The organism is Bradyrhizobium sp. URHC0002 (assembly GCF_054059515.1).
The window spans coordinates 5,178,268-5,195,858 of the sequence record NZ_JBSSCF010000001.1 but is presented as its reverse complement, the minus strand read 5'-3'; the positions used below and the strand labels follow the sequence as shown (position 1 = coordinate 5,195,858).

General features: G+C 64.0%; 18 protein-coding genes. 8 read left to right on the top strand and 10 right to left on the bottom strand.

The window, feature by feature from the left end; translation table 11 throughout:
• Positions 1-94: 94 nt before the first annotated feature.
• Positions 95-1,309: a multidrug effflux MFS transporter gene (locus ACVWVY_RS25285; RefSeq protein ID WP_456628914.1), complete on the top strand. Its 1,215-nt coding sequence runs from the start codon at positions 95-97 to the stop codon at positions 1,307-1,309.
• On the opposite strand, the gene ACVWVY_RS25280 is transcribed toward ACVWVY_RS25285, so the two are convergent.
• The 5 genes from ACVWVY_RS25280 to ACVWVY_RS25260 are packed head-to-tail and all read right to left on the bottom strand — an operon-like array spanning position 1,306 to position 4,593.
• On the bottom strand, positions 1,306-2,565 hold the full coding sequence (locus ACVWVY_RS25280; protein ID WP_456628913.1) for an adenylate/guanylate cyclase domain-containing protein: 1,260 nt from the start codon (positions 2,563-2,565) through the stop codon (positions 1,306-1,308). The genes ACVWVY_RS25285 and ACVWVY_RS25280 overlap by 4 nt on opposite strands.
• 46 nt (positions 2,566-2,611) lie before the next feature.
• Positions 2,612-3,019: an arsenate reductase (glutaredoxin) gene (gene arsC / locus ACVWVY_RS25275; RefSeq protein ID WP_456628912.1), complete on the bottom strand. Its 408-nt coding sequence runs from the start codon at positions 3,017-3,019 to the stop codon at positions 2,612-2,614.
• Positions 3,016-3,711: an aquaporin gene (locus ACVWVY_RS25270; protein ID WP_456628911.1), complete on the bottom strand. Its 696-nt coding sequence runs from the start codon at positions 3,709-3,711 to the stop codon at positions 3,016-3,018. Before ACVWVY_RS25270 ends, arsC begins: the two co-directional genes overlap by 4 nt.
• A gap of 39 nt (positions 3,712-3,750) precedes the next feature.
• A complete protein-coding gene (locus tag ACVWVY_RS25265; protein WP_456628910.1) occupies positions 3,751-4,227 on the bottom strand; it encodes an ArsI/CadI family heavy metal resistance metalloenzyme in 477 nt (158 codons plus the stop codon).
• Between the two features lie 12 nt (positions 4,228-4,239).
• On the bottom strand, positions 4,240-4,593 hold the full coding sequence (locus ACVWVY_RS25260; protein WP_456628909.1) for an ArsR/SmtB family transcription factor: 354 nt from the start codon (positions 4,591-4,593) through the stop codon (positions 4,240-4,242).
• Positions 4,594-4,736: 143 nt separating this feature from the next.
• On the opposite strand from ACVWVY_RS25260, the gene ACVWVY_RS25255 reads away from it, so the two are divergent.
• On the top strand, positions 4,737-5,915 hold the full coding sequence (locus ACVWVY_RS25255; protein ID WP_456628908.1) for an MFS transporter: 1,179 nt from the start codon (positions 4,737-4,739) through the stop codon (positions 5,913-5,915).
• Positions 5,912-6,307, top strand: a complete 396-nt coding sequence (locus tag ACVWVY_RS25250; RefSeq protein WP_456628907.1) for a RidA family protein — start codon at positions 5,912-5,914, stop codon at positions 6,305-6,307. Before ACVWVY_RS25255 ends, ACVWVY_RS25250 begins: the two co-directional genes overlap by 4 nt.
• An 11-nt stretch (positions 6,308-6,318) precedes the next feature.
• Here the strand turns inward: ACVWVY_RS25250 and ACVWVY_RS25245 are convergent, their stop codons facing one another.
• On the bottom strand, positions 6,319-7,197 hold the full coding sequence (locus ACVWVY_RS25245; RefSeq protein WP_456628906.1) for a DMT family transporter: 879 nt from the start codon (positions 7,195-7,197) through the stop codon (positions 6,319-6,321).
• A 271-nt stretch (positions 7,198-7,468) separates the two neighbouring features.
• Between ACVWVY_RS25245 and ACVWVY_RS25240 the strand changes: the two genes are divergently transcribed.
• The 3 genes from ACVWVY_RS25240 (at position 7,469) to ACVWVY_RS25230 (ending at position 9,963) form a co-directional block, all read left to right on the top strand.
• Entirely contained in the window at positions 7,469-8,200 is a 732-nt protein-coding gene (locus ACVWVY_RS25240; protein WP_456628905.1) for a sulfite exporter TauE/SafE family protein, read from the top strand.
• A 30-nt stretch (positions 8,201-8,230) separates the two neighbouring features.
• Positions 8,231-8,656, top strand: a complete 426-nt coding sequence (locus ACVWVY_RS25235) for a hypothetical protein (protein WP_456628904.1) — start codon at positions 8,231-8,233, stop codon at positions 8,654-8,656.
• A 416-nt stretch (positions 8,657-9,072) separates the two neighbouring features.
• Positions 9,073-9,963, top strand: a complete 891-nt coding sequence (locus tag ACVWVY_RS25230; protein WP_456628903.1) for a DUF1259 domain-containing protein — start codon at positions 9,073-9,075, stop codon at positions 9,961-9,963.
• 15 nt (positions 9,964-9,978) lie between these two features.
• Here the strand turns inward: ACVWVY_RS25230 and ACVWVY_RS25225 are convergent, their stop codons facing one another.
• Positions 9,979-11,205 (bottom strand): MFS transporter, encoded by a 1,227-nt coding sequence (locus tag ACVWVY_RS25225; protein WP_456628902.1) that lies wholly within the window; start codon positions 11,203-11,205, stop codon positions 9,979-9,981.
• Between the two features lie 13 nt (positions 11,206-11,218).
• The gene (locus ACVWVY_RS25220) at positions 11,219-11,791 is read right to left on the bottom strand and encodes a hypothetical protein (RefSeq protein WP_456628901.1); all 573 of its coding nucleotides are present in this window, start codon (positions 11,789-11,791) and stop codon (positions 11,219-11,221) included.
• Positions 11,792-12,163: 372 nt separating this feature from the next.
• Here ACVWVY_RS25220 and ACVWVY_RS25215 point away from each other — a divergent pair, with 372 nt between their 5' ends.
• On the top strand, positions 12,164-12,982 hold the full coding sequence (locus tag ACVWVY_RS25215) for a chromate resistance protein ChrB domain-containing protein (protein WP_456628900.1): 819 nt from the start codon (positions 12,164-12,166) through the stop codon (positions 12,980-12,982).
• An 11-nt stretch (positions 12,983-12,993) separates the two neighbouring features.
• Entirely contained in the window at positions 12,994-14,385 is a 1,392-nt protein-coding gene (chrA, locus tag ACVWVY_RS25210) for a chromate efflux transporter (RefSeq protein WP_456628899.1), read from the top strand.
• A gap of 101 nt (positions 14,386-14,486) precedes the next feature.
• Here the strand turns inward: chrA and ACVWVY_RS25205 are convergent, their stop codons facing one another.
• Both ACVWVY_RS25205 and ACVWVY_RS25200 read right to left on the bottom strand, forming a co-directional pair.
• The gene (locus tag ACVWVY_RS25205) at positions 14,487-15,434 is read right to left on the bottom strand and encodes a cation diffusion facilitator family transporter (RefSeq protein ID WP_456628898.1); all 948 of its coding nucleotides are present in this window, start codon (positions 15,432-15,434) and stop codon (positions 14,487-14,489) included.
• Between the two features lie 65 nt (positions 15,435-15,499).
• Positions 15,500-17,500, bottom strand: coding sequence for a pyrroloquinoline quinone-dependent dehydrogenase (locus ACVWVY_RS25200; protein ID WP_456628897.1), 2,001 nt, complete (start codon positions 17,498-17,500; stop codon positions 15,500-15,502).
• Positions 17,501-17,591: the final 91 nt, after the last annotated feature.

The following is a 17,591-nucleotide window of genomic DNA, read 5'->3' as shown; positions in this document are numbered from 1 at the left end:
GGAACAAGAGCAATTCATTCCAAAGCGGCCTATCCACTGGCGCTCCCCCAATTCTTTTTATATGATAGTCATCATCTTTAGGAATGGAACCGCCATGATCGACCAGACCGCCGCGATCGACACGAGTCCCCGTACCGAGGCCTCCTCGACCGTCCTGCAGATCGCTGTATTGGCAGGGCTTGCCGCCACCGGCACGCTTGCCACCAATATCCTGCTGCCGTCGCTGCCGCAGATGGCAGTGTCGCTGAAGGTATCGAGCGCGGCAGTCACCTCAGCCATCACCATTTTCCTTGCGGTGTTCGCAGTGGGCCAACTCGTGGTCGGGCCGATCTCGGATCGCTACGGACGTCGCTGGCCGGTCTTGATCGGCTTTGCGGTTTTCTTCGCCGGCAGCATCTGGTGCGGGCTCGCAACGGACTTGCCGGGCCTGCTGATCGGCCGCATGATCCAGGCCGCCGGCGCCTGCGCCACTTCGGTGCTGTCCCGCGCAATCGCCCGTGACATGTTTTCCGGTCCCGCACTGGCGCGTGCGATGGCACTGATCATGATCGCGATGGCGGCGGCCCCCGGCTTCTCGCCGCTGCTCGGCGGCGCGCTCGACCATTATTTCGGCTGGCGTTCCGAATTTGTCCTCGTCGCCGTCTTTGCCGGCCTCGGCGCCCTTGCCTATGGCACCGTGTTCGGCGAGACCCATCACGCGACCCGGACGCCGCTCGATCCCTTGGCCATTGCCAGGAATTACATCGGCCTGATCGCCGACCGCCGCTTCGTGGTGCCGGCCGCGACCGTGAGCCTGATCATGGGCGGGCTGTTCTCGATATTCTCGGCAGCGCCCCGCGTGCTGATCGAGGCGATGCACTTCACGCCGATCCAGTTGGGCTTGTTTTTTGCCGGCACTGTGTTGATCGTGTTCGCCGCCGGCATGCTCGCGACCAAACTTGCGCCGCGCTACGGGCTCGACCGCTCGATCCGCGGTGGATTATTCGTGGCCGCGACCGGCAGCATCGCGATGCTGCTGGTCTCGCTGTACAGCCCCTCCTTCCTGCCGTTTCTCGGCGCCATGAGCGTATTCCTGCTCGGCATGGGCATCGTCAATCCGTTGGGGACGGCGCAGGCACTTTCCCCGTTCGGCGACAAAGCGGGCGCGGCATCCGCGCTGGTCGGCTTCTGGCAGATGATGACGGCCGCCATCGGCGTCTGGCTCGCGGCTACGATCTCGCATGACGCGCTGTTCGCGCTCGGCGTGGTGCTGACGGTGTTCTCGCTTGTCGCGGTCGGGCTCTACACGATGCGAGCGAAACCGATCTAGCTCGCCAGATACCGCTCGTACTTCCCCGCCACCACCTCATCCGCGGCGATATCCGGATCGAGCGTGTAGAGATCCTGCGCGCGGCCGATGCCGCGCAGCGCATAACGACCGGTGGACACCAGATAGTTTCGCCCGGCGGCATCGAGGCCGGCACGGAACGCCGACGACATCAATAATTCCCGGTCGACGGAGCGGCACATCGAGGCGATGCGGCTGACCTCGTTGACGGCCGGTCCCACCACGGTGAAATCGAGCCGGTCATCGCTGCCGATATTGCCGTAAAACACCTCTCCGACATGCAGGCCGACATGGGCTGACGTGACCGTGCGGCCCTCGGCGGTGCGGCGGGCGGTGAGCGCCTTCATGTTGCGGCGGAAGCGATGTTCGGCGCGCAGCGCTGCGCGCTTGGCCGCCGCCAAGTTCTCATGGGTGAACATCGCCAGCACGCCATCGCCGATCAGCTTCAGCACCTCGCCGCCGGCCTCGTGAATCGCATCGATCGAGGCCTGCGCATAATCGTTGAGGAACGGGATGATCTCGCCGGGCTCGATGCTCTCGCTGATCGCGGTCGAGCCGCGCAGATCGGAGAACCACAGCACTGCGTTGATACGCTCGGTGACGCCGCGCGTGATCCGCCCGCGCAGCACCTGTTCGGCTGTTTCGCGCCCGAGATAGACCCGGCCCAGCGTCTTGGTGATATCGGCCTGCGCTGCGGATTTGATCGCAAGGCCCAGCACCGGCACGAGGTCGCGCAATGCCGCCAGCCCGTGCGCGCCAAAGCCCTCGTCGCGCCGGGTCACCCAATAGGAATAGACGCAATCCATCTGCCCCATGGTGCCGGCCTCGCCGAACTGGTGCACATAGGCCACCACATGCTTGTGACCCTTCTCTGCGAGCTCGCCCATGAATTTGAAATTGGGGGCCACGCCATTGGCGAGGTCGACCGGCAGTTCCTCGTGGCCGTTTTCGAGCATGTAATAGAAGACCGAACTCCGCCAGGCGTCCGCGGCCTCGCCCTCGTTGGTCGAGCCATATTCGAAGACGTCGCTTTCGTTGGTCTCGGCGTCGTTCCAGCGAAAGCCGCGGCCCTCGAAGATCGGGTGCAGCGTATCGATGAAGACCATCCCGCGCGACACGGGGAGGCCCTCGGCGCAGCAGCGCTCGCAGAAACCGCGGATCAGATCATTCTCGGGCAGGCCGGTGAGACCCTGGCTGACCAGCCAGTTCATCAGGCGCAGACGGGGCGTGAGTTCCATACGCCATTATGCCGCGCAATCGTGACGAGTAAAAGCCTCGCGCCCTTCAACGTTTCGCGCGCGCCACCGCCTCGCCGTCTTCCTTGACGAAAGATTCGATCGGGTTATCGAGCAGATCGAGCACCAGTTCCGACGGCCGGCATAGCCGACCCCCCCTCGGCGTCACCACGATCGGCCGGTTGATCAGGATCGGATGATCAAGCATGAAGTCGATCAGCTCGTCGTCGCTCCATTTGGGATCGGCAAGGCCGAGCTCGGCATAGGGCGTGCCTTTTTCGCGCAAGAGATCGCGTGGCGCGATGCCAAGTGCTCCGATCAGTTCGACCAGCTTCGCACGGCCCGGCGGGGTCTTCAGGTATTCGATCACCTCGGGCTCCTCGCCGCTCTGCCGGATCATGGCGAGCGTGTTGCGCGAAGTGCCGCAGGCGGGGTTGTGATAGATCGTGACGGTCATGGCCGGGCCTCCCTGGTGTTTGCCGCCTCGCCCGCCCCGCGCAGCAGCCAGTTCATGAAGATCAGCGCCACGACCGCGCCGCTCAGTTCGGCCGCGATAAAGCCGGGAAGATCGGCAGGGCGAATGCCCGAAAACGTATTGGTCATCGAGCGCGCGATGGCAACGGCCGGATTGGCAAACGAGGTCGAGGCCGTGAACCAGTAGGCCGCCGTGATGTAGAGGCCGACCAACCAGGGCACGGCCGTGCGGTTGAACCTGATGCCGGCGAGGATGGTCGCCACCAGGCCGAACGCGGCGACGCCCTCGGCGAACCATTGCGCACCGCCGGTTCGCGTTTTCAGCGAGGCGTCGATCAGCGGCAGCGCGAACATCGCATGCGCCATCATGGTCCCCGCGATCCCCCCGGCGACCTGCGCAGCAACGTAACCCAGCGCATCGCGCGGCGTCAGTTCGCCCTTCAAGGCAAAGACCAGCGATACCGCGGGATTGAAATGCGCGCCCGAGATGGGCCCGAGAATGGTGATGAGCACCATCAGGATCGCGCCGGTCGGCAAGGTATTGCCAAGCAGCGCGAGTGCGACGTCCTTGGTCAGGGTTTCGGCCATGATGCCGGAGCCGACCACGGTCGCGACCAATAGCGCGGTCCCGAGGGCCTCGGCAGCGAGCCGGCGCGACAGATTGAATTCGGACATCAGCTGGCGTTTCGCATGCCGAACATCTACCTCGTCATCTCACGTGCTGCAGCAGGCCGCGGTGGAAGTAGCGGCGGCTTTGGGAACGCAACACGCATTCGGCTTCTCATGCGCTACGCGGGCATTTCGTTCACCGGTACCATCGCCATAATCGGTGCTCTCACCGGTCGTGAGGAAGGTTTCCCACGCGACCCCGGCCGGGTCGTCGATCCAGGATTTTTCGGACTTGGCATAGCAGCAGACGGTTGCTCCTTGCTCAATGATGTTGCCGCCGGCCTTATGAAGCCGCGCATAGACCTCCTGCAGTTCGCCGGAGTTGTCGACCTGAATTCCGAGATGGTCGAGGCCGGCCTGCTTGCCTCGGGTGGAAATGGCAAAATTCACGCGCGGGTCTTCGAGCATCCACTTGGCATAGTCGGACTTGATCACGCTGGGTTGCGCGTCGAACAGCGCCGCATAGAAGCCGATCGATCGCGGAAGGTCATCGACTGCCATATGAATGTGAAGTCGCTTCATTTCGTTCTCCCCTCATGAACTGACCTTGGCGCGCTTGCTGCGCTCAGGCTTGCATGCCGTAGCGGGCACGCACAAATCGGCGCGGCCGCCGCAACAATCCTCAACCAGGAACGATGTCAGGTTTTGAAACGCCGCCAAATTGGCGCGATAGATGATCGAACGGCTTTTTCGTTCGCTCATCACCAGGTCCGCGCGTGCAAGCACAGCGAGGTGTGCCGACATGGTGTTCTGGGGCACGGCAAGGTGTTTGGCGATGTCCCCGGCCGCAAGTCCATCCGGCTCGTATTTCACCAACAGCTTGAAGACGCTCATCCGCGTAGACTGGGCGAGAGCGGCGAGCGCAAGGATGGCGTGTTCTGATTCCATATATCCAGATATATCGATATATACGAAGTGGTCAAGCAAATTGCGCTACCCTCGAATCCTCCCTATTCGATGACATTGGAAAAGAAAAAGAGGCGAACCGGGTGCGGATGACGCCGGCAAGAGATCAGAATGGCGAATAAGCCATGAGCGGCCCACTTCCGATCATTCTGGCGCTCGGCACAACGCAGACGCTGGCCTGGGCCTCCAGCATGTATCTGCCGGCCATCCTGGCCGACCCGATCGCGCGCGATCTCGGGGTTTCCTCGAACTGGGTGTTTGGCGCCTTCTCGGCCGCGCTGGTGCTCTCGGCGCTGATCGGCCCACGCGTCGGCCGCCAGATCGATCTGGTCGGCGGCAGATCCGTGCTGTCGATGTCCAATCTGGTGCTGGCGGCGGGCCTCGTCCTGCTCGGCTTCACCACGTCGATACCCCTGCTCGTCGCCGCGTGGCTTCTGCTCGGCGTCGGCATGGGCGCGGGCCTTTACGATGCGGCCTTTGCCGCGCTCGGGCGCATCTATGGCGATGCGGCGCGCCGCTCGATCACCGGCATCACGCTGATTGCCGGGTTTGCGTCGACGGTCGGCTGGCCGCTGTCGGCATTGGGGCTGGAGACCATCGGTTGGCGCAACACCTGCTTTGCCTGGGCGGCGGCGCATATCTTGATCGGCCTACCGATCAATTTGTGGATGCTGCCGGCCGTCACGGGGGCGAAAGCTGCCGTTGCCACGGCTGCCAAGCCGCATATTCCGATCGATCGCACCATGATCGTGCTGGCATTCGTCTTCGCAGCGGCCTGGACCGTCACCGGCGCGATGGCCGCGCATTTGCCCCGCCTCATGGAGGCGGCCGGCGCGACCACCACGCAGGCTGTGTTTGCCGGCGCGCTAATCGGCCCGGCACAGGTAGCCGCCCGGATATTCGAGGCGAGCTTTCTCAGCCGTTACCATCCGCTGGTCTCGACCAAACTCGCCTGCATCACACACCCGATCGGCGCCGCGATTCTCGGACTGGTCGGCGGCGGAGCGGCCAGCGTGTTCGCGCTCTTTCACGGCGCCGGCAACGGCATCCTGACGATCGCGCGCGGCACGCTGCCGCTCGCGATCTTCGGCCCTGAGAATTACGGCTATCGCCTCGGCATTATCGGCGCGCCAGCCCGGATGGCGCAGGCCGCGGCCCCCCTGATGTTCGGATTGCTGATCGAGGCCATGGGCGCCCGCGTCCTGATCGTCTCCTCAGCGCTCAGCATCTCGGCACTGCTGGCGCTGTTCCTGCTGCGCACACCGCCACCTCGAAGCGTGACGAAAGAGGAGATGTCTGAATGATCACCCGCATCAATCCGCCCGAACTCGGTACGCCGCCCGGCTATTCACAGATCGTCGAGGTGAAGGCGGGGCGCATCATCTTCATCGCCGGCCAGACCGCACTCGATCGCGACGGCTATGTGGTCGGCAGGAAGGATTTTGCAGCCCAGGCGGAGCAGGTGTTTCGAAACCTCGCGATTGCGCTGGAGGCGAGCCAGTGCACGCCGGCCAATCTGGTAAAGCTCACGGTCTTCCTCACCGACATGGATAATCTTGGACCCTACCGCGAAGCCCGAAACCGCTTCTTTGCCTCAGTGACGCCGCCGGCGGCGCCTGCGGTCACGCTGGTCGAGGTGTCGAAACTCTACGGTCCGGATTTTTTGATCGAGATCGAAGCCATCGCGGCCGCATAAGCGTCACGCATTCAAGACTTCCTGACCTCCGACGTTGCGATCCAGATCCCGGCAAACACCGCGACAAGCCCGAGCACAAGATTCGGTGTGATCGGCTCTCCGACGAGTTGCGTGGCGAGCAGCCCCGCCGCGAGCGGATTGACGGTCATGGTATTGGCCACGCGTGTCGGCGACGCCCGTTCCAGCGCCAGCACCCACAGGATGAACGCCAGCGCGCCGCCGGCAACGCCGAGATAAATCCCCGCGATCCATTGCGGCGTGCTGAACTGGCTCAGTGCCGCGACGCTTCCCGTCAGCAAGCCGACCAGGACCAGGGCCGCGGCGCCGGTCCCCATGCCGACGGTGAGAAAGCCAAGCGCGCTCGATCGCTGGATGAGGGGGCGAGACCAGACATTGTAGAACGCCATGCACATTACCGCCGCGGTCATGATCAGTTCGCCGCGCCACGCACCCGGCGGCGCGGCCGACAATCCCGTCGCAAGCGCGGCAACGACCCCGAGTACCGCGACGCAGACCCCGATCGATTTCCGGCTCGTCAGCGGCTCGATGCCAAGCAAGGCGCCGACCACCATGGTGTGCAGCGGCAATGTCGCCAGCGCGAGCGAGGCGCGCGCCGCGGTCGTGTAGGACATCGCGATGTTGTAGAGAACGAAGAACACGCCGAAGAAGCAAAAGCCCAGCGCGGCGACGGCCGGCCAGTCGCCGCGGCGCGGCCATCGCGCCTTCAGCAACAGCGCCGTCGGCAGCACGCAACAGAAGCCGATCGCCCAGCGCAGAATCGCAAGCGTGATCGGATCGGTGTTGCCGGCAAGATAGCGCGTGATCGCCGCCGCAGTCCCGCCGAGGCAACTCGAGACCAGCGCGATCGTGACCCCAACCCATTCGCCCACACCGTCTCTCCGCATTCAACGCGCCATCGGCTGCAGCGCTTGGCTGAACATATGGTCGCTACAGACCGGCGCGCGAGCAAAAAGCGTTTGTCGCGCGAATCTTTTGCCGGATGGCGACAACTGTCAGCAGCGCTGCCATCGCATGCAGGCTTCACGATGCATCTTGCGCGTGCGGCCATGCCGGGCCTAACCTGAACACGGGGATATCGCAGCCTCCCCGTCAAATGGCGATCCCATTCAAGCGCTGCTCGCTTTTCTGTGGAGCGGGCACATGGATGGAACGACCCTCGAACTGCCGCTGTTTCTTCTCGCGACCTTTGCCGGCGCGCTGGTCGCCGGCCTCTCCGGCTTCGCCTTCGGCCTCGTCGCATCAGCGATCTGGCTCTACATCCTCACCCCGCTGCAAACCGCGACGCTGATCATCGCATTCGGGTTGATCGTGCAGGGCTATTCGGTCTGGAAGCTGCGCTCCGCGCTGGACTGGCGAAAGCTCTGGCCGTTCGTGGCCGGCGCCGCGCTCGGCGTTCCCGTCGGCGTCGGCATCCTGACCTGGGCGAACCCCGCCCATGTGCGCATGGGCGTCGGTGCCTTCCTGGTGCTCTACAGCCTCTACGCGCTGCTGCGGCCGGCCATCCCCGCGGTGAAAGCGGGCGGCGCCGCGGCCGACGCCGGGATCGGTTTTCTCAACGGCGTGCTGGGCGGCATCACCGGACTTGCCGGAATTCTGGTGACGATCTGGTGCGGCTTGCGCGGCTGGCCCAAAGACGCGCAACGCGCGGTGTTTCAGCCGGTGGCGGTTGCGATCTTCGCCATGAGCGCAATGTGGATCGGTGTCAGGGGCGCGATCACGCCTGAGGTGATCAAGCTGTTCCTGATCGGATTGCCGGCCTTGTTCGCCGGCACGTGGCTCGGGCTGAAGCTGTTCGGGCGGCTCGACGAGGCCACGTTCCGGAAAATCGTGCTGGCGTTGCTTCTGGCGTCGGGCGCCCTGCTGATCGTCTAGGCCGGATTTTACGGGAAATATCGCAACGGATTGACGCTGCACGCAAATTTTCGCATCAATCCATTCGTAAATTTCAATCAATTGCGTCGATCCGGCATAGCAGGCCGTCAAGAAGTTTTTGGCATGAGAGGTTACCGGACCCCCTTGTTCGGTGGTTTCGAAGCTCCGGCAGGTTGGAGCTTCCGGGCTCTGGAATTGGCAATGCAAGAAGCTAACCGCTTAAGTGAATTGGAAGCCGAGTGCCGGCAGCGCGCGCTGAGCGAGCCGGACAAGAAATGGTACTGGCTTGCGCAGGCCGCCAAATACCAGGTGCAGGCAAACCAGAAACTCGCCTTTCACTCGGAAGAGGCCAACGCGCCCGACTCTCCGGAGATCAAGCTGGCGCAATGGTCGCATGTCCGTGATGAGCGACGATTGATGGAGCCCCTCCCCGACGGACGGCGAAGCCCCTGGTAGTCGCGCGCCGCGTTGATGATGATCTGACAACCCTCAACGCCGAAAGCCGAAGAACGGGCGATCCAGCTTCAATCGATCAATTGAAGGTGAACGTACGGCCGGCTTCTCGGAAAGTCCCGCAGTAATGCGCTTGGAATAAGGGCTATCGCGCCGTCCTCGTAACACCGTTGCAGTAGCCGGTGCCAGAGCACGTTGACAGTCCACGTCAGTGTGGCTGAATACAGCCATGGGGGTTTGCGATCCCCCCACGAGGCGTCATGCCCAAGTATCGCGTCCCGGTTTCCCGGAGGCGCATACGCATGCCCGAATACTTACCTTCACTCACAAAAATCCGTCAACGCCCGGCCGTGCGGCGTCACGCCTCGCGGGAACATTGCCATGGGCGGCCGAACATGGGGCGCAAGAAGGAGAACGCCATGAAACAATCCCTTACGCTACTCGCGCTCGTCACCGCGCTGCTGCTGTCACAGGCCGCCCGAGCCGACGCTATCGACTGGAAGAAGGTGGACGCCGCTCTCGGGAAGACTGCCACGGTAAGCGGCGAAGTGCATCGTTACGGGCTGCCGCGATCCGATCTGCATGTCACGCTGGACGGCGTCGCGATCAAGCCGGCGCTGGCGCTCGGAGGATGGGTCGCCTTCGCGCCCATGCAGGGAGAGGCCATGCTGATGGGCGACCTAGTGCTGTTGGATACAGAAATCACACCGGTCATAACCCGGTTGCTGGATAGCGGGCTGGACATCAGCGCGATCCACAATCACGTTCTCCGCGCTTCTCCCGCGACCTTTTACATGCATGTGGCGGGGCACGGCGACCCCGAGAAAATGGCGGCCGCGATCCGCGCAGCGCTTTCTTCGGCAAGCAAGACGCCCTTCGACCCACCGGCCACCACCGCCACCGCGGCGCCGGCGATTGATCTCGATACCGCAGGAGTCGACGCTGCAATGGGCGCCAAGGGTACCGTGAATGGCGGCGTCTACCAGTACGGCATTCCAAGGCGTGATCCGACCAAGGAAAGCGGAATGCAGGTCAACGCCGCCCTCGGCGGCGCGAACGCCATCAACTTTCAGCCGACCGGCGGCGGCAAGGCCGCCATCACAGGCGATTTTCTCGTGACCGGCAACGAGGTCAATCCCTTGATCCGGGCGCTACGTGCCGGAGATATCGAGGTCACCGCGATCCACAGCCACATGCTTGCCGAGGAGCCGCGCATGTTCTTCGTTCATTTCTGGGCCAACGACGATGCACTGAAGCTGGCGCGCAACGTTCGCGCGGCACTCGACAAGACAGCCGTCGCGCAGCATTGAACCGTCGATCGACCGCTACCGTTTTTCCTCCGGCGGCTTGATGTGACGGAATGTGAACAGGAGTGCCAGATCGTAAGCGATCTTCAGGGTGCCACAGACCACCAGCGGTAGCCCCGTAAACGACGTCATCAAGAGCGCGCCCGCGATCGCCGGGCTGATCGCGGATGCGAGGCTGCGCGGCACGGCGGTGACGCTGGCAGCCGCCGGGCGTTCCGCCGGCGTCACCACGGCCATGACGTAGGAGGTGCGGGTCGGCACGTCCATCTGCGACAGCGCCGAGCGCAACAGCAGCAACCCGAGCGCCAGATAGAGGTTCGGCGAGAACGCCGCCAGGATCAGGAAGATGCTGGAGGGAATATGCGTGAACACCATGGTGTTGACGAGGCCGATGCGCTTGGCGATCCAGGCGGCGACCGGATAGGAAAAGGCGCTCAGCGTGCTCGACCAGAAGAAAAACAATCCGGCCGCGGACAATGACAGGTCGAAACGCTCGAACAGCCAGAGCACCAAGAGGGACTGGGCAACGAAACCGCCCGCGAAGGCGTCGATGCTGAACAGCGCCGCGAGCTTGTAGACGGTGCCGCGCGATGGCCCCAGCGGCGTCTGTGGCGTCCTCTCCTCGCCGCGCGTATGCGGGACGTAACGATAGAGCGCGGCGCTCAGTATCCCGAGCGCGGCATAGGCATAAAACATCACACGGAACGCGCCGAGCGTGGTGCCGCCGTGCGAAACCAGGAAATCAGGCAAGGTTGCCGCAAGCGAGCCGGCGGCGGTGCAGAGCGCCCCGATCAGGCTGTAGCGCGCAAACACCTCGGTCCGGCGGTCGTCGGTGGCGCTCTTCGCCAGCACCGCGTGTTCGAGCGGAACCAGCACGCCAAGATCGCCGCCCGAGGGGTTGATGGTACCGATGAACGCCACAAGCACGATCAGAACGAAATGCTCCGCGCCCGGAAATGCAAGGCCGGTCGCCGCCATCAGACCTGCGCCAAAGATCAGGAGCGCGCGCAGGTCGTGACGCGGCGCGATCCAGCCTGTTATCAGTGTGAGCAGCGCCGTGCCAAGCAGCGACGCGGTCGCGACGATGCCGACCGCGATGGCGTCGTAGCCCAGCGCCGTCATGTAGGCCGGCAGGATGATGACGGCGAAACCGTCCCCGAAGCCGCGCAAGGCGCGCGCGGCATAGAGCAGCGAGATCAGCGCGTTTCCAGTCGATGCCTTTGGTTCAGTCGCGATATCGGCCATTCCAGCGTTCCCGTTACGGCAAGATGGTGATCTTGAACTGATCGAAGCGCGTTACGCTGTCGGACTTGGTCCACAGCGCCACGCCTCCCGCCTCGGCAAAAGTCTTGTCCGTCGCGCTGAATAGTTTCTTGCCATCGAAGGAGACCGTGAAGCGCTGGCCTTCCGCGCGCAAGCCGAGCGTATGCCATTCATTGGGGCTGACCTTCAAATTGGCGCCATCCAGTTGCTCGCGCCGGCCGGCGACGACGCGATAGAAGCGGACGTTATCCTCCAGCGCATTGGCGCGGGCGACATAGTAATTGTCGGCGTCCGCCAGCCGCACGGCGATGCCGCCGGCCTGATCCGTTTTACCTCGTACTGCCTTGAAGCTGACTTCGACGTCGACATCGGTGGCCGAGAGGCTCTCGTGGATCGCGAGCGGAAACCGGTAATCGGTGCGGTCGGTGCTGGTCTGCTCGATCGCCTTGCCTGCTGCAGCGGTTCGATCGGCGGTGACGGTCCATTCGCCCTCACTGCCCCGGCCGGTTCGTGCAAACGAAAATCCCGCCGGAGGCGATCCGGGCGTCATACGATCAATGGCAATCATGGCGGCTCCTGTTTGCGCGGACGCGAACAGCGTCGCGTCCGCGAGGAAACACGCGGCGAGAAAAGCGGTCAGAACTGATCTGCGGGGATAAAAAAATATCGGCCCGTTCCCATCCATGCGCAATCCTCGACACGTCGAGTGTGCGCAGAGCTTGGACGGAAGGGCCGTCTGACGGGGAGCCTGCTTTATCCCCGATGCCGACCAAGCTAGGTCCGAATGCGGAATTCCGCAAGCCTCCCGTCGGGAACCGATGCGGCACCAGTTGACAGTCGAAGCCGCAGGCGGTTAATTCGGCCTATGGGGGTTTTGCGATCCCCCCACGAGGCGACATGCCCAAGTATCGCGTCCCGTTTCTTTTACGAGGGCGCAGCCATGTCATCCTACACCACGATATCTCCAGACAAGCTTTCACGACTGATCGGCACGGCGCACATGCCTGCCCTGATCGACGTTCGCACCGACGAGGATTTCGCCGCCGACCAGCGGCTGATTCCCGGCGCCATCAGGCGCAGCCATCAGGATGCCGGCGACTGGAGCGGCAAATTTTCCGGAAACTCGGCCATCGTCGTCTGCATGCGCGGCGCAAAGCTCGCGCAGGGCACGGCCGCCTGGTTACGGCATGCCAATGTTGCCGCGGAAACGCTCGAAGGCGGCTTTGAAGGCTGGAAGGAGGCAAAGCTTCCGCTGGTGAACGCATCGAAACTGCCGGCGCGTGACGCGCAGGGTCGCACCGTCTGGGTTACCCGCGCGCGGCCGAAGATCGATCGCATCGCCTGCCCGTGGCTGATCCGCCGCTTTGTCGATCCGACCGCGGTGTTCCTGTTCGTGGCGCCTTCCGAGGTCATCGCCGTCGGCGAGCGCTTCGGCGCCGCCCCCTTCGATGTCGAAAACGTGTTCTGGAGCCACCGCGGCGAACTCTGCACCTTCGACGTCATGATCGAGGAATTCGGGCTCGCGACGCCGCCCTTGCTGCGGCTGGCGACGATGGTCCGGGGCGCCGACACCGGGCGGCTCGATCTGTCACCGGAAGCGCCTGGGCTGCTCGCCGCCTCGCTCGGCCTGTCGCGCATGTTCGATGACGATCTCGAGCAGTTGGAAGCCGGTATGACGCTGTACGACGCGTTCTATCGCTGGTGCCGCGACGCCTCGGGCGAGACGCACAACTGGCCCACCAACAAGGCGAAACCATAATGGATGCCACGATGGACAAGACGACCGAGGCCGGCGCCGCCCGCGACCTCGGTCACGGCATCAGTTTTGGTGAAGCCTTCCGGGTCTGGCTGCGGGTCGCCCTATTGAGTTTCGGCGGCCCGGCCGGACAGATCGCGGTGATGCACCGCATCCTGGTCGAGGAAAAGAACTGGATCTCGGAGAGCCGGTTTTTGCACGCGCTGAACTACTGCATGCTGCTGCCGGGCCCGGAAGCGCAACAGCTGGCGACCTATATCGGCTGGCTGTTGCACCGGACCGCCGGCGGTATCATGGCCGGCGGCCTGTTCATCCTGCCCGGCGTCATCGCCATCATGGGCTTGAGCTACGTCTACGCGGCCTATGGCAATGTCGGCTTCGTAGAGGCGGTGTTCTTCGGGTTAAAAGCTGCGGTACTCGCCATCGTGGTCCACGCCGTGGTCCGCGTGGGAAAACGCGCGTTGCGCAACCGGGTGATGATTGCGCTGGCGGCCATCGCCTTTGTCGCGATCTTCTTTTTCAACGTCCCCTTCCCGATCATCATCATCGCGGCCGGCGTGATCGGTTATTTCGGCGCGAAAAGCGGACGGCCGGAATTCGCCGCCATCGAGCACGGTGGCGGCGGCAAGAAGACCGCCGCCGTCGACAGCCTGCTCGGCGCGGAATTGCCCGATCACGTACGCCCCAGCGTCGGCCGCGCGCTACGCGTAAGCTCGGTGTGGCTGTTGCTGTGGGTGGTTCCGGTGGCCGCGCTCCTGATCGGGCTCGGGCAGGCCAACGTGTTCAGCCAGATCGCGCTGTTCTTTTCCAAGATGGCGATGGTGACGTTCGGCGGCGCCTACGCGGTGCTGGCCTATGTCGCCCAGCAGGCGGTCGAGCATTATCAATGGCTGCAGCCACGCGAGATGCTGGACGGCCTCGGCATGGCCGAAACCACGCCGGGGCCGCTGATCATGGTGCTGCAGTTCGTTGGCTTCATGGCCGCCTATCGCGATCCCGGCGCGTTGTCGCCGATGCTGGCGGCCACCCTTGGCGGCTTGCTGGCGACCTGGGTCACCTTCATCCCCTGCTTCCTCTGGATCTTCCTCGGCGCGCCCTACATCGAGACGCTGCGCGGCAACAAGGGCCTCGCGGGCGCGCTGTCGGCGATCACCGCTGCCGTCGTCGGCGTGATCCTGAATCTGTCGATCTGGTTCGGATTGCACACGCTGTTCCGGCAGACCATCCCGGTTCGCTCGTTCGGACTGTCGTTCGACATGCCGGTGTGGACAAGCCTCGATCTCGCGGCCTTCGTGCTGGCGGCGGCCGCAGCGACCGCGATCTTCCGACTCAATATCGGGATGTTGTGGGTGCTGGCGGGATCGTGCGCGGCGGGGGTGGCGCTAAGGCTTGCGGGGATGGTTTGAAGAGTGCTCGTAGGGTGGGCAAAGGCGCGTAAGCGACGTGCCCACCATTTTTCCGGAGGGTCCGAATGGTGGGCACGCTGCGCTTTGCCCACCCTACGGCACTACACCCGCTCCGCCGGCGCCAGCTTGCACACCTCGGCGGCGGCTTCGATCTGCAGCGTGGCGTGGTGGATGTTGAAGCGGTGCGAGAGTTCCTCGCAGACCCCATGCAGGAAGGCGTCGTCGCTGCCGCCAGGCCGCACCAGATGCGCGGTCAGCGCGGTCTCATTGGTGCTCATCGCCCAGATGTGGAGGTCATGCACTTCGGTGACCCCCTCCAGCCCACCGAGATAATTCCTCACCTGCGCAAGCTCGATGCCGCGCGGCACGCCGTCGAGCGCGAGGTTGACGCTGTCGCGCGCCAGCCCCCAGCCGCTCCAGAACACCACGGCGGCGATGACGAGGCTGATCGCGGGATCGAGCCATAGCCAGCCCGTCAGCATGATTACCCCGGCGGCGATCACCACGCCGAGCGAGACGCCGGCGTCCGCCGCCATATGCAGGTAGGCGCCGCGAATATTGAGGTCGCCGTGGCGGCCGCGCATGAACAACAGCGCGGTGAAGCCGTTGACGGCGACGCCAAGCGCCGCAACCACCACGACCGTCCAGCCCGCGACCGGTGCAGGACTGTAGAGCCGGTTGACCGCCTCGACGACGATGCCGCCGACCGCAACCAGCAGCAGGCCGGCGTTGAACAGGGCCGCCAGGATCGAGGCCCGGCGATAGCCGTAGGTGTGCCGTTGCGTCGGCTGCTTCTGCGACAACCACGCCGCGCCCCACGCCAGCAGGAGCGCGATCACGTCGGAGAGATTGTGGACCGCGTCGGAAATCAGCGCGAGCGAATTGGCGGCATAGCCAAAGATCAGTTCCGCAATGACGAAGGCGGTATTGAGCGCGGCGCCGATGGCGAACGCCCAGCCGAAATTATCCGGCGCATGGCTGTGGCCGGCGTGACCATGGGAATGATCATGCCCGTGGGAATGATTGTGATGAGAGTGATCGTGCGCCACGCGGATAACCGTCGCTTCTGATGTTTCGACGGCGACTTATATAGCGGGCGGATTATCGAATACTATTACAGCGATACCGCGATCAGCTCCTCCACCAGCGGACCGCCGCCGATCGGAAACACGATGAACTGCTTGCCGCCGGCCATATAGGTCATCGGCGCGCCAGTGGCGTTGGCCGGCAGCTCCATCTCGGCGAGCGTTTCGCCGCTGGTCTTGTCATAGACCCACAGATGCGGATCGAGATTGTGGAGGTCGCGTATCGGCAGATTGAACTCGGGCACGAAACGCGGCGCGCTGAAGTAGTCCAGTTGCACCACGATCATCACCGTCCTGGTGACCAGCGTCCAGTTCCGGGCCGGCAATCCCAGGTTTTCGGCAATGGCGAGCCTGCGGACCGCGCCCATCGCGTTGCTGCGCCCGACCGGAATGCGCCAGCGATGCTCGCCGGAATTCATGTCGATGGCGACGACACTGCCGAACGGCGGCTTGAGCAGCGGCAATCCGCGCGGGCCCGGCAGATATTGCGGCAGGCCGATGAAATCATACTGGCCCTGCCACGGCTCCGGCTTGCGAATGGTGACCAGCGTCGGCACGCGCTGCGTCCCGACGTAGAGTGTGCCGGTTTCAGGGTCGATCGCGGCGCCGGACCAGCTGCCGCCACCGGCATTGCCCGGCACCTGGATGGTGCCGCGCTGCGACGGCGGCGTATAGATGCCACCACGGTCATACGCCTTGGCGATGTCGATGGCTTCCTTGTGGATCTCCGGCGAAAGATCGATCAGGTCATCGTCTCGCGCGCCCTGGAGGTCGAATGGCGCAGGCTTGCTGGGAATCGGCTGCGTCTTCGATGCGCTCTCACCAGGCACGCTGGACGCCAGCACCGGCTGCTCCTCGATCGGCCATACCGGTTTTCCGGTAAGGCGATCGAACACATAGACGAAGGCCTGCTTTGTCACTTGCGCGACTGCCTTGATCGGCTGTCCGTCGACCTTGATGTCAATCAGGTTGGGCGCGGCCGGCGGATCGTAATCCCACAGGCCGTGATGAACGAGCTGGTAGTGCCAGACCTTCTTGCCGGTGGTGACGTCGAGGCAGACCAATGTCTCGCCATAGAGCCCGTCACCCGGCCGGTGGCCGCCATAATAATCGTTGGTCGGCGTGCTCACCGGCAGATAGACGTAACCCAGCTCCTCGTCCGCACTCATCGGCGCCCAGACATTGGCGTTGCCGGCGTCCTTCCAGGAATCCTTCTGCCAGGTGTCGGCGCCGGGCTCCTCGCCCTGCGCGACGGTATGGAACGTCCACAGCAGGCGTCCACTGCCGGCGTCGTAGCCTCGGACATCTCCCGGCGGCGATGGCTTCTTCGCCCACCAGTCCATCACCGACGAGCCGACCACGATGACGCCACGCACGATCACCGGTGGGGATGTCATGGTATAGTAGTTGCGGTCGACCGGCCGGCGCAGACCTTCGGTCAGGTCGATCCGCCCATCGGTCCCGAACGACGGCACCGGCTTGCCGGTTTTGGCGTCGAGCGCGATCATCTGCGCGAACGCGGTCAGGATCACGATGCGTTCGTCGTCGCCGTTGCGCCAGTATGCGACGCCGCGGTGCAACCAGCCGAGATTGGCTGGAAGCCCGAGGCCGTTTTCGTAGATTTTTGGATCGAACAGCCATTTGGTCGCGCCGGTGGCGGCGTCGATGGCGGCCACCTGCGACAGCGACGTCGAGGTGTAGAGGACGCCACCGATCATCAGCGGCGTCGATTCATTGGCAAAGCTCGGGCCGATGTTCGAATTGGCCTCCCGGACCGCCATGTCGGGCGATTTCCAGCGCCAGGCGATGTGGAGGTTCTTGGCGTTGGTTCGGTCGATCTGCGTCAGCGGCGAATAGCGCGACGCGGCGTAGGTGCCGGCATAAGCCGGCCATTCGCCCTGCGACAGGGCGTTGGCGGATTCAGGCAGCGCACCGGGGATGGACTGGGCGTGGAGTGTGGCGGGCGTTGCGCACACGACGAGCGCAAGGCCGATCATTGTGAAGAGCCGTCGCGATCCTGCTTTGCGCAATGCCGCCTCCCTGACCCTCAGGCAAGCATCGGCGAGAACAGGGACGTAGTCAAAGGGGATCAGAAAAAACTGCAGCTGGATTACGAAACCG